The organism is Methylosarcina fibrata AML-C10, assembly GCF_000372865.1.
Classification (GTDB): Bacteria; Pseudomonadota; Gammaproteobacteria; order Methylococcales; family Methylomonadaceae; genus Methylosarcina; species Methylosarcina fibrata.
Genome location: NZ_KB889965.1, coordinates 2,080,369 through 2,094,537 on the forward strand (window position 1 = coordinate 2,080,369; position 14,169 = coordinate 2,094,537).

A 14,169-nucleotide genomic window follows, 5' to 3' on the forward strand; every position below is an offset into this window, starting at 1 on the left:
TTATTTATCGAATGAAAGCGAGAAGATCCATAAACCGGGCAAGAAGTAAAAAAGCTCTTACCGTATTTCCAGAGAAAGATCACAGTCTTTCAAACCGGTCTCGACCAGCCGATCGAAACAGGCCACGGCCTCGTCGCCCCGATAACTCGACCAGCGCCGGCTTAAGTCCCAGCGCAGCACGTAGAGCGCCACCGCAGTGAAATCGAAGTAATGGCGGTTGCCGACTTCGATGTAATGCCGCCAGATCAGCTCCAGCAGGAATTTCTCCAATTCATGGGGCCGGCCGTTCGCCAGCAAGGCATGCGCATCGGCCAGCCAGGGCACGCGGTAACCCAGGCCGAAATCGTTTTTGTGCCAGTTTTTTTTAATGGCATCCTGCCACGTTCCTGCTCCCGGAAATGAAGTTCGTTCCGGCGCGCTGGCTCCGGCGAGCCTAAGCCGCAAGGCGGACAACAGGATTCTGAGTTCCAGATGCCACAGCGCCAGCCGCCTCATCTCGTCATTCAGAATGCGGCCGGCCGTTTCCAGGTAGGAGGATAACATCGTTTCGTCGTTTTCATTCTCGAATTGAAATCCTTGTGCGAGCGCCTCGATCCGTTGCAGTTCGGCGGCATCGGACGCGTCGAGCAGCCGCAGACGGCGATCCAGTTGCTCTCTGGACAGGAGCGTCCGTCCGTCCGAAAAAAACTGCCTCGGCTGATGCGGCAAACTGGCAAGCAATAAGGTGTATTGGCAGCGGTGCGGCATCACTTGAGGAAGCCCTGCAACAAAGCCCGAAAGCGGGGCTGCAAATGTTCCGATAATAAAGCCGCAACGGCGGTTTCGGTAAAATCGATCACGATACGGTCATCCTCCAGCTTGATCAGCACGCCGTGACCCACCTCTTCGGCGGCTTCAATTTCAACGCCTTCCTTTAATAAATCGGCCGCAATGACGGCGGTAAGACGGTTCAAACCGTCCCGTTCGAACTGCTCGGAATTTCGGTCCAGATCGTCCAAACCGATCGCTTCTTCAGGAATTTGAATCTTGACTTTCCGGTGTTCGTCCAGGCCGATTTCTTTTCTGAGGCGTCCGGCCAATTCGAGGATGATCTGCCGCAAACAGTCTTCCTTGGCCATCTCCTTGCCGACCAGATGGACCACTTCCCGGTCGAAACCGCCGAGCAAACTATCGCGCACCTTGAGCAAGGCGTCTCGCGCGGCCAGTTTCAAGGCGTCCTGTCCGGCCGCTTTAATTAGCTCCGATTCGGTCCGGGCATTCTCAACCAGCCTCTGAGCCTCGCGTTCGGCTTCCTGCACGATCCAGTCGGCGTGTTTTTGCGCATCGGCCACGATTTCTTCGGCCTTTTTCCGGCCCGCCGCGACCCCTTCTTCCCTGAGTTTCAGGATCAGGTCTTCCACCCCGGAGCCGGCAGCCGTATCGGATTCGGTTTTCATGTTCTTTACGGCTTGGGTATGCCGGCGCTGATCACCAGCGCGAAAATAAACGTAAACACGGCAAAACCTTCGACAAAAGCGGCCGGCGCCACCGCCAGACCGAAGATTTCGGGCTTGGACTTGGCGGCGTAAATGGCCGAAGCGCAGCATTGCCCCTGATAGATGGCGCTGAGCATCAAGGCGATGCCCGACATCAGGCCGATAACGAAGATGCCCAAGGCCGCCTCGGGCGTGATCGGCCTGTTCAGCGTCAGCATCACGACGATGCCGTAGATCGTCTGCGACGAAGGCATCGCCGAAACGCCCACGAAACGGCCGTAGCCGCTGTCGCTGTCGAGCATCGCGCCGATCGCAGCCTGGCCTGCGATGGAACAGCCGACAATGCTGCCGACCGCGCCCAGCACCATCGGCGCGTACAAGCCGGTCCAGCCCAGAATCATCATCAACTCAGTCATTCAAAAACTCCTTTTTGGCAAACGCTTTGAAAGAATGTCCTTCATCGGCGACGCCCCAGCGGTAAAACTCGATGAAATTCAATCGTAAGCCGTGGACGACGCCGCTCATCAGGCACAGCATCAAATTGAGCGCATGGCCCAGCAGCAGGATCAAAACGGCTCCCACCACGCCGATGCCTTCCACCGAACGATAAACCTGCCCGGCCAGTTGATTAAAAATCAACGCCAGCGAAGCGCTGGACAAGCCGAGCGCGAACAAGCGCAAATAGCTGAGCACGTCGCCGAACAATCCGCTCATTTGAGTAAGACTTTTACAACCGTCCAAAAACCGCCACAGCCAGTCGCTGGGTTTCGTGACCGGGCGTTCGCTGCTGAACAGCATCAACAACAGTCCGCCCACCGCCAGAACGCCGCCGGCCGGCCATTGCCACAGCATATCGTGCAGGCTCATAGCGTACCATAAGAAAAAGCCGCCCATCACGACAAATCCCCAGCCCAGATAGACCCAGGCAATCGAACGGCCCAGCCGCTGATAGAACATGACGCCGTTGGCGAAAGCGATGTGCGCCGCGCCCACCGCGATCGACAGCCGCATCATCGCGTCAAAATCGTTGAAATGGATTATGTGAACGGCGCCCAGCGGGCTGGACGGCGCCGGCGCGACGCCGAAATAACTGCCCGCCAGCGCACCCCATATCAGCGAAAACAGGACCGTGACCGAAGCCAGCCGGCGCATCCTAAGGCTTTTTCGGGTGCGCCCGAGCTTCCGCCAATTGACGCCGAGCAGCAGCGCGAATAGAAAGGCGTAGCCGGCGTCGGACAGGATCATCGAAAAAAAGACCGCAAACGAAAAAAACACCACGATGGACGGATCCCATCCGGCATACGGCGGAGGGTGATAAAACCGGATCAGCTCTTCACCGCCGGCCAAAGCCTCGGGATTGCTCAGCAAGGTAGGCGGATGGTCGTCGGCGGAAGGATCGGACCACTGCACAGCCCACCGATTCCGCCGGATAATATGGCCGATTTCGGCCAGCCGGTTTTCCGGAATCCAGACCTGGACGATGAACACCCCGTCGGTATCGATCGCTACCGATTCGGCGTATTTTAAATTGGAAAGATCTTCCGCTCTGGCAACGGCCGCCGCGATCGGGCCGATCCAGCGCGTGAGCGACTCTCTTTCCGCCTCCAGATCTTCCAGAGCCAGATCCAAGCGATCGAGTTCCTGCCGCAAGCCGGAAAGCGGCATCTTGCCGACCTCGGTCCTGGGCACGGGCATGCTCGACGGCGGCGGCTCCTCGCGGTCAATCACGACGATATAGCGGAATTCGGCATCTTCGCCCACCTGCTGCCAAACCCGGTCGACTTTCCGCATGGCCTCGGCGAGGCGCGCGGGAACACGGTAAAACCACAGTTTGAGCCCGTGCAGTTCGTTTTCTCCGGGCAAACTGAAATCGCCCCAGGGCTCGACTTCCTGAAGGCGTTTGCTCAGCGCGGCGCGATTTTCAGCCAGTTGCCGGCTTTCTGATTCGACTCCAAGAACTTTTTCAACTATCTTTTCCGGGTCGAATGGCCGGTGATCGTGGCAGGGATGGCGTTTCGCAGGACATTGGTTCAGATAGTTCAGCGCTCTCAAGGCCCTTTCGGAAAACCCGGGCTCCGTCCGGCCGGGATGTTCCGGAGGCTTTCTAAGCTCGATCAGATGAGCGCATCCCAACGTCTGCAACGTTTCCAGCATCCGGAGTTTATCGGAACTCAGTCCGCAAACGGTCAATTTCTTTAGTGTTACGATGGCCATCGGCCGTCTTCCGCCGTTCGTTTCCGTTTGGTCATTTTGGCCCTGACCACGCCCGCTCTTTCCGCATCCGATAAAAAAATGCCGATTTTTTTAATGTTTGTCTCGGCCTCTGGAATCAATACCTTATCGAACAAGTTAACCCGCTGCGTTATTTTTTTTACCGCTTCCTCGAGAACCTGAAGACGCCTTTGCTCTATCCGCAACCGGACTTGAAGCTCCAGCATGAGCCGCAATCGATTGACCGCCTGCTCCAGCCAGTGCGGCGTACCTAATGTCGAGTAAGGTCTGACCTCGATTTCCACGCTTTCAAGCACGGGCATCGGATGGCCGATGACCTGCTGCCGACCGACCCTGACCGAAGCCACCCGAACCAGGCCGGTCAAATCGATCGCGGCATCGGCGAGCATCGGCAGATTTTCGGCGATAGAGCGGCGGCACTGCTCAATGGAGCGTTCGGTTTGTTTCAGTTGGGCCGCGGCCTGATATTGTTCCGCAATCAATTGCCGTCGTTTCAAATCCAGCGACGGCAAATACCGTTTGAAGCGTCTGAGCCGAGCGCTTTCCCGATGCAGGACGGCTTTATTGTACGAGAGTCTGGTCATCAGGCTTCCGCCGGAAAATAGCGGGTCACCAGCTCCCGTTTCATCAGCAACTGGTCGGCGGTAAAACAGTCGGCCAGAGTCCGCCAGCCCAGATCGAGTGCTTCTTCAAGCGGCATCGACACCTGGATGTCCATGAAGCGAGACCGGAACAGCCGGCCGAACTTCAGCAGTTGCCGATCATACGCCGATAAGTCGAACGCCATGATCTGTTTTTGTTCGGCATCGGTTGCGGCCGAATAAAAGCGGATCATCGTATTCATGATCTGGGCATGGTCCTCGCGGGTGACTTTGCCGATCACGTGCTGTTTCAGCCGTGACAGCGAGCCGAACGGATCGATCATGCCGTCGTGCAAATAGAACTGGCCTTCGGTAATGTAGCCGGTATTGTCGGGAATGGGATGGGTCACGTCGTTTCCGGGCATCGTCGTGACGCTGAGAATCGTTACCGTGCCGGCTCCCCGGTAATCGCAAGCCCTCTCGTAACGCCGGGCCAACTGCGAATACAGGTCGCCGGGATAGCCTCGGTTGGACGGCACATGCTCCATCGATATCCTGATTTCTTTCAGGGCATCGGCAAACGCGGTCATATCGGTCATCAACACCAAAACCCGCTTTCCCTCTTCCACCGCGAAACGCTCGGCCACGGCCAACGCCAGATCGGGCACCAGCAAGCGTTCGACGATCGGATCGGAAGCCATGTTGCAGTACATGACGGTTCGGGCAAAGACGCCCGCCTGCTCGAACCGGGTTCGGAAAAAATGAAAATCGTCGAAGATCAATCCCATTCCGGCAAACACCACGATATCGGCATCGGCCTGAATGCCGATCCGGGCCAGAAGCGAATTGTACGGCTCTCCGGCGACGGAAAAGATCGGTATTTTCTGGCTTTCGACGAGGCAATTGAACACGTCGATCATCGGAATGTCGGTGCGTATCATTTTGGACGCCAACAGCCGCTTCATCGGATTGACGGTCGGGCCGCCGATTTCGATCCTGGCGTCCGGCTTCAGATCCGTCCCTCCGTCCAGCGGTTGGCCGGTGCCGCTGAAGATGCGTCCCAGGATGTTGGACGAGTAGGCCGTCCGCATCGGTTGCCCAAGAAACCGAACGGAAGCCGAGGTGGAAATGCCTTGCGTTCCGGAAAAAGCTTGCAGCAGGACGCGGCTTCCTTCCATCTTGACGACCTGTGCGAGCGACTCGGCGCCGCCGGCGTCTTCGATGAACGCGAGATCGCCCAAGCGCGCGCCGAGCGAAGGGCGTTCGAGCAGGCGGGGCACGTCGACGGTGACGATGTTGCCGACAATGGAAATGACGCTGTGATGACGGACCAGGCGTTCCAGCATGGAAAACTCTCAAACAGGACGAAATGGAAAACTCTCAAACAGGACGAAATTGTCCGTCAAGTATATTACAGTAGCGCGACTGCTTTAAGTCCTGCGGGGAGTGGGCTTTTCCCGATACCGATCGTCCCTGACCGGTATCGCCGTCGGTCAAACGAAACGAATCATTTGATTTCGATGCTTTTGCGTTTGCTTTTTTCCGTTTTCGGCAGCGTGACCTTCAGTATGCCGTCGGCAAACGCCGCTTTGGCATGATCGCCGTCGACGTTGTCCGGCAGCGATAAAGTCCGTTGCAATTCACCTCGGCTGATTTCACGGCGGAAATATTTGCCTTCCTCCTTTTTCTCTTCTTTGGTGACGGCACGGATCGTGATGGTCTGATTATGGATCGACACGTCCAGGTCTTCCTTTTTAACGCCCGGCAATTCGGCTTGAACCTCGATCTCATTGTCATGATCGATGATGTCGACTTTCGGAAATCCTGCCCGCTCGAAACGGGCAGGAAAATTCCAGTCGAACAGGCGCGGCCACCGGCGCGACAGGAAATCATCGAAAAACGTGTCGAAATCCTCAAACGGCATCAAGGTTCCCTGAGACGAGGTTGAAGCAGGTTTCATTTCCTTGCCTTGCTGGGTTTCTTTGTCATTGGCACTCATAACATTCTCCTCCGGTTGTTAACGTGGGTATTTTCTATAACGAATTGTTTCAACTGCCCACCGGTCGGCTGATGGCCTGTGCGGGTTGTTTTTAACAGACTGGAAGCGCGGCCATTGGTTCCGCTCAAACTCGGTATAGACCGCCGCAAAACCCGGCGCGCTCCGAAGCGTTATTCCACCGAAATCCGGATCTTGCGCGGCTGGGCATGTTCCGCTTTCGGAATGCGCAGCTTGAGTACGCCCTGTTTGAACTCGGCGGCAATTTTGTCGATATCCAGCTCCTTGCTCAACGTAAAGACGCGCCGATAGCGCGGCATGCTCACTTCCGCGTGAGTGACGTCGATATTGTCCGGCACCTCAAGTTTCATTTCGCCTTCGATTGTCAACGAATCGGCGTCGACCTGCATCATCAGATCGTCCTTGGTCACGCCCGGCAAATCGGCGTAGAGCGTAATTCCGGTGCTGTCTTCGTACACGTCCACCGGAGGAATCATGACGGCTTCGTTTTTTTTGGCCTGGCTTTCTTTAGCAACAGCAGTTTTTTCGTTCATGGTGGCCTCCTGTTCATTCGATGGTGATACGGCGCGGCGCCGCAGCTTGCCGGCGTTTGACGCTGACGTGCAAAACACCGTCGCGGTAGGTTGCGGAAACGGCTTCGTTGTCGATGTCGTCCGGCAGGCTGATTACCCGGCGGAAAGGCCCGGCAAAGCGCTCGTCGATGTGAATCGCCGTTTTTTGGTCCGCAGCCGGCTCGTCGCTTTTTCTTTCACCGGCAATGCTCAAGGTCGATTTCTCCAACTGAATCTGGATGGATTGCGGATCGAGCCCCGGCGCAAAGGCATAGACCTCCACCGAGTTCGGCGTGCCGCCCACGTTCAAGGCCGGGAAACCGCCGCGGCCGACGCCGCGAATATTGGGGCTCAGCTCGAAAGCCTGCTGCATCGCACGCTGCAGGCGATCCATTTCGGCAAAAACGTCACTGGGAAACATGGATCTGTACATAACAAGTTCTCCTTAAAAGTTGAACGGGTCAATCGAAAGAAGCTTCAGCGTCAATCTTGCTTATTTTATAGGGATCAACCCGGACAATTTCAATAGAGACTTAAAGGTTATTCGTTTCTGAACGACCCCGGAGGAAAAATTCCAGCCTTGACCTGTCGCCTTGAATCCGGTTTACCGAAACAAAGACGGATCTCTGACCGCGCCGCTCTTACGGCGGATGATGCATGGAATGAGAAGAATGTCCGGTCACGGCGTGGCGGGCATGGTCGCTCAGTTGAGCGTCGAACCAGGCATGAAGGGCGGCAATCAGGCCGGGAACCTGGCTGGCGTATTCGATCTCGCCGCCGTCCGGCAGATCCCGGTATGCCATCCGGAGCTCGCCGGGCCTGGCCGCCTTGAGCTTCGCCAGCCCCGGCATGTCTTCGCCGTGAATTTTAGCCGGATCGGAAAAATCGCCCCGGCTGAACGCCTTTGCAATCTTCGCCAGATGCTTTTGGATCAACCGGATTTGCCCGGCATCGGTCTTGTTTTTGGCGATGACCTGTTGTCTTCCGCCTGTCTTCGTTTTGGTAAAGACATGGATCGTCTCTTCCAGACTGAACGGCATCACCTTGGCGCCTCGCCGGGCCACGTCGTCGAGCCGGCTCTCGGCGGCTTTGTCGACCGCCTGGACCGGCATCGCCGGCACCGGACACAGCCAGATGGACAGAATGAAGATTGAGTGCTTGATCATGGAAACCACCTGACTGAAATGACGGCCGCTCGGATGCAATTGAAATCAACCGAACAGCTACAGCGCCCGGTTTTTCGACAGACTCTGCCGGAAGTTAAGGACCGTGGCAATAACAAACCTGCCAGGTTTCAAAACCTGGCAAGTCTTTCCCCGACTCATCCTATCAAGGTTGCAGACCGCTGTCGAACGGTTGCAGAGGCCCCTGCTCGCTGGCGCGTCCGTTTCGGCCCACCGCCGGAATCGTTAGATAACGATCCCTGGCCATTTCGGGCCCCAGCGGATTGACGCCTTCTTCGTGGCCGTGCGGAACTGCCAGCTCGGGATGATCGAAAGGCGCTTTTTCCCAACGGACTCTTTCATCGGTCAAGGTCTTGAGAAAAGCCACCAGATCTTCCTTTTGCTGCTCAAGCAGTCCCTGCTGAAACACCAGCGTGGAAAAGTGATGGCGGTTGGTGCCGTTGCCGCCCCGGTTGTAAAACTCGACGACTTCCTCCAGCGATTTCATGCCGCCGTTGTGCATGTAAGGACCGGTCAGCTCGATGTTGCGCAAGGTCGGAATCTTGAAAGCCCCGGTCACCGCCATCGAGAAGCGCCCTTGCTCCGGCTTGGCCAGCTCGGCCTGGACCACGTCGGGAGACGGCACCTTCGCCACGTCATTATGGCCTTTGCAATAGCCCTTGCCCAGCTTGTCTTTTTTCAGTTCCTCGGAAAAGAAATCCACGGTAAACGGGTCGTCCATCTGACAGGCCGCAATCTTCACGGGATCGAGCATGGACTTGGAGGAACCGGCCAATACCGACAAATACTGTTCGGTAAAAGAGAACGGATTGCCGAACGGATCCCGGCCGCCCAGGCCCGGATCGTAGTCGTTCGGAACCACGGTCGTGTCCGCGAAGCCGGTATCGATCAACGTTCTCTCGACGCCGAACTCATCGGTCTGTTCGGTCAGCACGGTTCGATTGATCAGACTGTAATACGGTTTTTTCTGCTTCGGACTGAAATAAATCTCGGGATTGACCGCCGCCGAAAAAGTCGGGCCCGAGTGGCAGTTCGAGCAATGGGCATCCTGGAATACGGTCAGACCTCGTCTTTGCTGATCGTTATAGCCTTCGGGAAAACCGGTGTCGTCGATGTTCTGATCGAAAAGCGTCTGGTCGGAAATCAGCGTATTTTCATAAAGCTGGATGGCTAGCCCGAAAAAAAAGGCAAAGTTGGCTTCCGCCTGAGAGTAGGCGGTGCCCGTCGGAGACAGGCCGAAATCGCCGGCGCCCCACCAGTAACGCTTGGCGAAGGCTTTCCGGATCAGTTCATCGTAGGTCGTATTCAGGCCATAGCCGGAAGCATCCCGCACAGACGCCAGCACGCTGTCTTCCGGATGGACTTGCTGCGATTCGAGAGGACGGCGCTGCAACAGTTTCCGGCCCAGTTCGTGAAAGGTCCGTCCTTGGCAGGACATTTCCCTGGCGTCCATGGGCGGCGCGACCGCCTGCGAGGCCAGCGAGGCGTTTTTTAACAAGACCGCCTTTTTCTTGGCCTTCTTGCCTTTTTTCGCAGCCACCCATACGCCCGCGTTCGGATCCCGGCTGCCGAATGCCGATTCTCCGTTGAAAAGATTGTTGGCGCGCCCATCCCAGAAATTCCGGAAATTGAAGGCGGCGTTGATGACGGTCGGTGCGTTGCGTTTGGTGGTCTGGCGCGTGTTTAACGAGCCGTTGTGAAAGACGGCGTCGGCCTGGGCCTGGCACTGGTCATGGGCATCGCCGGTTTCGCCGACGCTTTCGAACTGTCTTAAGAACGTGCCGGACGAGGCCACGACGTCGTCGGTCGAGAAAACCACGGCCGAGTTCTTGTCGGCGGGATCGGCTAGGCGAAACAACGGAAAGTCGCCGGCTTTCAATTCGTAGTCGGGGCCGCCGTCACCGTCGGCATTGATTTGAAAGGATTGGGAACCGGATGCATCGGCCGCGTGCAGCGAGCCAGTCTCCAGTTGATTGCGGGTCCGGACGTCGGCGCCCGCATGAAAATGACAGCTCGCGCAAGCGACGCCGTCGCTGCCGACGTTCGCGTCCCAGAACAAGGCCTTGCCCAGTTGAACGGCTGCTTCCTGATCGACCACGATCGGCGATTTGCCGCCGGTCAATCCGGGCGTGGCCGGGACGCTGACGCCGGTCAGCCTTTGCGCATTGGGACTGCCGTGCGCCAAAGCCTGGCCCGGCATCAGCCAGCCGGTCGCCGCGACGGACAGGATTGACAAAATGAAGCGGTAAACTGGGTGTTTGTTGTCTCGGTAATACATAGTTTTTTCCGTCAATCGTGAGGCAGGACGAAGAAGACCCGCCTGCCTCCCGTTGCCCCTAACTAACTGTCCGCATTATTCCGAAATGCTGACGGTGACTTCGACGTCGTGCCGGTCGGTGGTGCTGAGCCCTTCGTCCGGATTGATGCCGCCCACCACGAACTGATAAACGCCGCTCACTTTCGGAGTAAAACTCAGACTGACGGTGCCCGGAATCCCGTCCAGCACCCGGTTCAGCATGGACTGGTCGAATTGCGCCGGCAGCGGATCGGCCATGCCGTCCCGGTCGAACGCATTGGCGACGAATTCCATCTTGAGCTTGCCGAGTTTCACCGGGTTCGCAGGATCGTCGGTGAGCTGAACGTTCGACGCAATGATGTCCTTAAACTGATTGTAAAAGTGGTCGTCCATATAATTGACGTTAACCATGCCGGATTTTTGCGGCCTGGACCAGACCGTCAGTCCGGGATGGAACCCGGTAACGCCGACGGCCGTAATGGTGACCGGCTTGCCTTTTTTGAGCTTCATGTAGCCCCAGTTGGAATGGTGAGTCCATCCGGTATAGCCCATGGTCGGGTTATACCAGGACTCGGCCTTTGCCGTCAGCGTCTGTGTCGGATTATCGGTAGTAAATTCTACATTGATGGACTCGATCGAGGTGGCCGCATGAACCGATAAAGCCGACAGAGAACCTACTGTTGCCAAAACCAACGCACAAACACTCAACTTGTTGTATCTCATTTTTTCTCCTTCGTTTAATTAATTATCCGCCACGCTTCGATCGGATTTTGTTCCGGCGCGCGAGGAAAGACGCGCCGATTGCCCTGTAAGCAATAAGAAGATTCAATCGAAGGTAGCGTTGCTTTAATCAAAGCAAACATCATGCCATAATCATATGCTAATATTTTCAACCACATAAAAATTAGGGACATAGAAATTGCGGCATATGACTCAGTTAACTGCGGGATATCCCATACTTGAGAAAGGCTGGAGCAATCAAGGCAGCGGAAACCGCTCCGGTCATTGATCTTTCGAGGGATTCCGAATAAAGCGGCTCAGCCTCAAGTCAACCTCCGCTTGCCTGCTACACTGTATTGCAGAGGCGACAATCGGGTAAAATGCCCGGTTCAGAGGAACAACACATAGGAACAAGAATGAAAATCCATCGAATAGAACTCCATCCTTCCCTGATTACCTGGGTCTTGAGTTCGATAGCATCGATTCTGGTGATCGCCAGCCTGGCAGGGGACCTCCTGCAATTCACTCCATGGCATGCCTATACCGAAAGGCTCTTTCCTCTTTTCGATCTGGACGAGGAATACAACATCCCCACCTTTTTCTCGGTCACGCTGTTGCTCATGGCCGGATCGCTGCTTGCGGCCATCGCCCTGCTGACCGGCACCCGGCCGCTTTCCGATCTTTCCAAATGGCTGACTCTGTCGCTCGGCTTTTTCTGCATGGCCTATGACGAAGCATTTCTGGTGCACGAGCGGCTCATTCATCCGGTTCGGTCCCTGCTCGGCAATTCTTCCCTGGGAATTTTTTACTACGCCTGGGTGATTCCGGGCGCGGCGCTGGTGTTCTTGCTGGCGCTCTTCTACCTGAAATTTTTACTGCGGCTGCCGGCGAAGACCCGGTTCCGGTTCGTTTTGGCGGCGGGACTTTACCTCGGCGGCTGCATCGGTTTCGAATTCGTCGGGGGATGGTACGCGGAATCGAACGGCGTTCAAAGCCTGACCTACAATCTCATCACCACGGTCGAAGAAAGCCTCGAAATGACGGGTCTCATTGTTTTCATCCGCGCCCTTCTGATCCATCTTGGCGAAAACTACCAGAGCATGAAGCTCCGCGTCCTCGGTCAGGCGAGAATGAACGCCGAGATTTGACGTGGATGCGGACCGTTTTCGCAGAGAGCGACGCAGCTCCTGCCGTCACCGTACCCTGCCACAATCCCCGGCCTCGGACTTCCTGCCGGTCGCAGGACATCCACTACGGATCGAAGGCAGAAAGATCGCACTGCGCAAGAGTAACGATTGAAAATGGGCCGCATGCCACCGTCGCAACGGCGACCCCGTTACAACAGTTTGATAATCAAAGGACAGCCGAAAACTCATCAAGCCTGTCTCATTCTTGCAAGGCCCCCCACAGCAAACGCCCCAGCTCGGTATGATGCAGGATTTTTGCAAACGGCGGCAGTAGGGATTCGGGGCCTTTGACGAAGGTGAACACCGGCGTGCCGGTATGCGTGCCGGTGGCCCAGACGGTATGTTGTTTCGTAGCCACGGCCTTGGCCAGCAGGTTTTCACGGTTTTCCTTCTGATAAACGAAGAAGGCGTCGTTCGCATCTATTTTGGGCACCGTTTTCTCGCCCAGCGACACATGCCCTTCCCGGTAATACGGATTGGCCTCGGTGGCCAGAATTCTTCGCGCCTCGGCTTCGGTGATTCCGAACCGGGTAAAACGGTTGACCAGTTCGGCAAGTTGCAACGGCGTTCGCTCTTCGTCCGGCAGCCGGTCGAATTCAAGGAAAATCTCGTGATAACTCTTTTGTTGAGCATAAAGCCTGTCGAGAATTTCGGGGCTGCCGTAATTGAAATTGCTCTGAAAGGTCTTGCCGCCGGCGAAAGCCGCGCCCGGCAGGCGGGCGGGCGGAGGGATGTCGGCGGCCGAATAGCTGAAACCGAACCCGCCGGTTTCGTGGTCGGCGGTAACGATGACCAGAGTATCCTCACGGCCTGCGGCCCAGTCCAGCACATAATCCAGCGTATCGTTGAAACGCAGCATTTCATGCAGCAGGAGCCCGGTGTCGTTGCGGTGCGAGGCCCAATCGATCTGGCCCGCTTCGATCATCAGAAAAAAGCCTTGCGGATGGTTTTCCAGAATTTTCAACGCCTGCGCGGACATTTCCCGCAAGGTCGGCTCAACATGCCGTTCATCCTGCCTTAGCCGGGTTTCCTCGATGCCGTCGGCCATCGCCGAACCGGCGAACAAACCGATCGTTTTTCCTTTCGCCTGCTGCAGTTGTGCCTTGTCGAAAACCAGGGTGTAGCCTTTTTGCCGGGCCATCGCCAATAGATTTTTCCGGTCCTTGCGCGCCGACTTGATCCTGAAACTGTTCCCGGTCCATTCTTTCAATTGTTTATGGACTTCGGAAGCAGGGTCGTTAGCCTGTTCGGGAATCCAGTAATTGAGCCCGCCCGACAGCATGACGTCGGCATTCGACGCCAGCAGGTCTTCGGCAATGTCGTTCTCCTGGCTTCGATGAGTCTGATGCGCGGCAAAAGCAGCGGGAGTAGCGTGAGTGATGCGAGTATCCGACACCAGACCGGTCATCTTACCGAGACGCCGGGCCTTTTCGACGATGTTTTCCGGCACGTTGCCGTCGACGTCCAGACCCAGCATTTCCGAGCGGGCGAAAACTCCGGTGGCCAATTGCGTGGCGGAAGCGGCCGAATCGGTCACCAAGGAATCTCCGGTATAAGTCAGGGAAATTCCCATCCGCCCGGTGCCCATCATCCGATCCAGCGCGGTGGTACGGTCGGCCAGGACGCCATGAGGCGCCTGCCTCGCATAGGACAGCAACAAACCGACCTGCTGGGGCCCCATGCCGTCGCCGATAATCAGGACGACGTTTTTGACTTTGCCTTCCACCGGCTTGCCGCTTTGCAAAGCGGCGCAACTCGTCAACGCGAAACTTAGAATAACCGCGCCCATCCTGACCGGACTGAATAAAGATCCTACCATTTCCGACTATGCCCCAGTTTTTATAATGCGTACAAGAAATAAACTCCTTAAAACGCAAAGAACGGCCGACGCTTTTCAAGAAATTTGCCGAATCGGTTGCGTTAAGG

Annotated in this window: 14 protein-coding genes; 1 reads left to right on the forward strand and 13 read right to left on the reverse strand. The window is 56.5% G+C overall.

Annotated elements, in window-relative coordinates; all coding sequences use genetic code 11:
• Positions 1 to 57: 57 nt before the first annotated feature.
• From A3OW_RS0109935 to corA, 12 genes are all read right to left on the reverse strand, one after another.
• Positions 58 to 750: a DUF2764 family protein gene (locus A3OW_RS0109935; protein ID WP_026223474.1), complete on the reverse strand. Its 693-nt coding sequence runs from the start codon at positions 748 to 750 to the stop codon at positions 58 to 60.
• Positions 747 to 1,436, reverse strand: a complete 690-nt coding sequence (locus A3OW_RS0109940) for a hypothetical protein (protein WP_020563291.1) — start codon at positions 1,434 to 1,436, stop codon at positions 747 to 749. The genes A3OW_RS0109935 and A3OW_RS0109940 overlap by 4 nt, the downstream gene beginning before the upstream one ends.
• A 5-nt stretch (positions 1,437 to 1,441) precedes the next feature.
• Entirely contained in the window at positions 1,442 to 1,891 is a 450-nt protein-coding gene (locus A3OW_RS0109945; RefSeq protein WP_020563292.1) for an ATP synthase subunit C, read from the reverse strand.
• A complete protein-coding gene (locus A3OW_RS0109950) occupies positions 1,884 to 3,689 on the reverse strand; it encodes a V-type ATP synthase subunit I (protein WP_020563293.1) in 1,806 nt (601 codons plus the stop codon). The genes A3OW_RS0109945 and A3OW_RS0109950 overlap by 8 nt, the downstream gene beginning before the upstream one ends.
• Complete coding sequence (locus A3OW_RS0109955) at positions 3,677 to 4,291, reverse strand: V-type ATP synthase subunit D (protein ID WP_020563294.1); 615 nt, start codon at positions 4,289 to 4,291, stop codon at positions 3,677 to 3,679. The genes A3OW_RS0109950 and A3OW_RS0109955 overlap by 13 nt, the downstream gene beginning before the upstream one ends.
• A complete protein-coding gene (locus tag A3OW_RS0109960; RefSeq protein ID WP_020563295.1) occupies positions 4,291 to 5,634 on the reverse strand; it encodes a V-type ATP synthase subunit B in 1,344 nt (447 codons plus the stop codon). Before A3OW_RS0109960 ends, A3OW_RS0109955 begins: the two co-directional genes overlap by 1 nt.
• Before the next feature lie 161 nt (positions 5,635 to 5,795).
• Positions 5,796 to 6,287: an Hsp20/alpha crystallin family protein gene (locus A3OW_RS0109965; RefSeq protein ID WP_020563296.1), complete on the reverse strand. Its 492-nt coding sequence runs from the start codon at positions 6,285 to 6,287 to the stop codon at positions 5,796 to 5,798.
• Between the two features lie 170 nt (positions 6,288 to 6,457).
• Complete coding sequence (locus tag A3OW_RS0109970) at positions 6,458 to 6,838, reverse strand: Hsp20/alpha crystallin family protein (protein WP_020563297.1); 381 nt, start codon at positions 6,836 to 6,838, stop codon at positions 6,458 to 6,460.
• A 13-nt stretch (positions 6,839 to 6,851) separates the two neighbouring features.
• A complete protein-coding gene (locus A3OW_RS0109975; protein ID WP_020563298.1) occupies positions 6,852 to 7,289 on the reverse strand; it encodes an Hsp20/alpha crystallin family protein in 438 nt (145 codons plus the stop codon).
• A gap of 208 nt (positions 7,290 to 7,497) precedes the next feature.
• On the reverse strand, positions 7,498 to 8,022 hold the full coding sequence (locus tag A3OW_RS0109980) for a hypothetical protein (protein ID WP_020563299.1): 525 nt from the start codon (positions 8,020 to 8,022) through the stop codon (positions 7,498 to 7,500).
• A 163-nt stretch (positions 8,023 to 8,185) separates the two neighbouring features.
• Entirely contained in the window at positions 8,186 to 10,318 is a 2,133-nt protein-coding gene (locus A3OW_RS0109985; protein ID WP_020563300.1) for a cytochrome-c peroxidase, read from the reverse strand.
• A gap of 75 nt (positions 10,319 to 10,393) precedes the next feature.
• Positions 10,394 to 11,059, reverse strand: a complete 666-nt coding sequence (gene corA, locus A3OW_RS0109990) for a copper(I)-binding protein CorA (RefSeq protein ID WP_020563301.1) — start codon at positions 11,057 to 11,059, stop codon at positions 10,394 to 10,396.
• A 413-nt stretch (positions 11,060 to 11,472) separates the two neighbouring features.
• On the opposite strand from corA, the gene A3OW_RS24645 reads away from it, so the two are divergent.
• A complete protein-coding gene (locus tag A3OW_RS24645) occupies positions 11,473 to 12,204 on the forward strand; it encodes a hypothetical protein (RefSeq protein ID WP_020563303.1) in 732 nt (243 codons plus the stop codon).
• Between the two features lie 238 nt (positions 12,205 to 12,442).
• Here the strand turns inward: A3OW_RS24645 and A3OW_RS0110005 are convergent, their stop codons facing one another.
• Entirely contained in the window at positions 12,443 to 14,062 is a 1,620-nt protein-coding gene (locus tag A3OW_RS0110005; protein ID WP_232422355.1) for an alkaline phosphatase, read from the reverse strand.
• Positions 14,063 to 14,169: the final 107 nt, after the last annotated feature.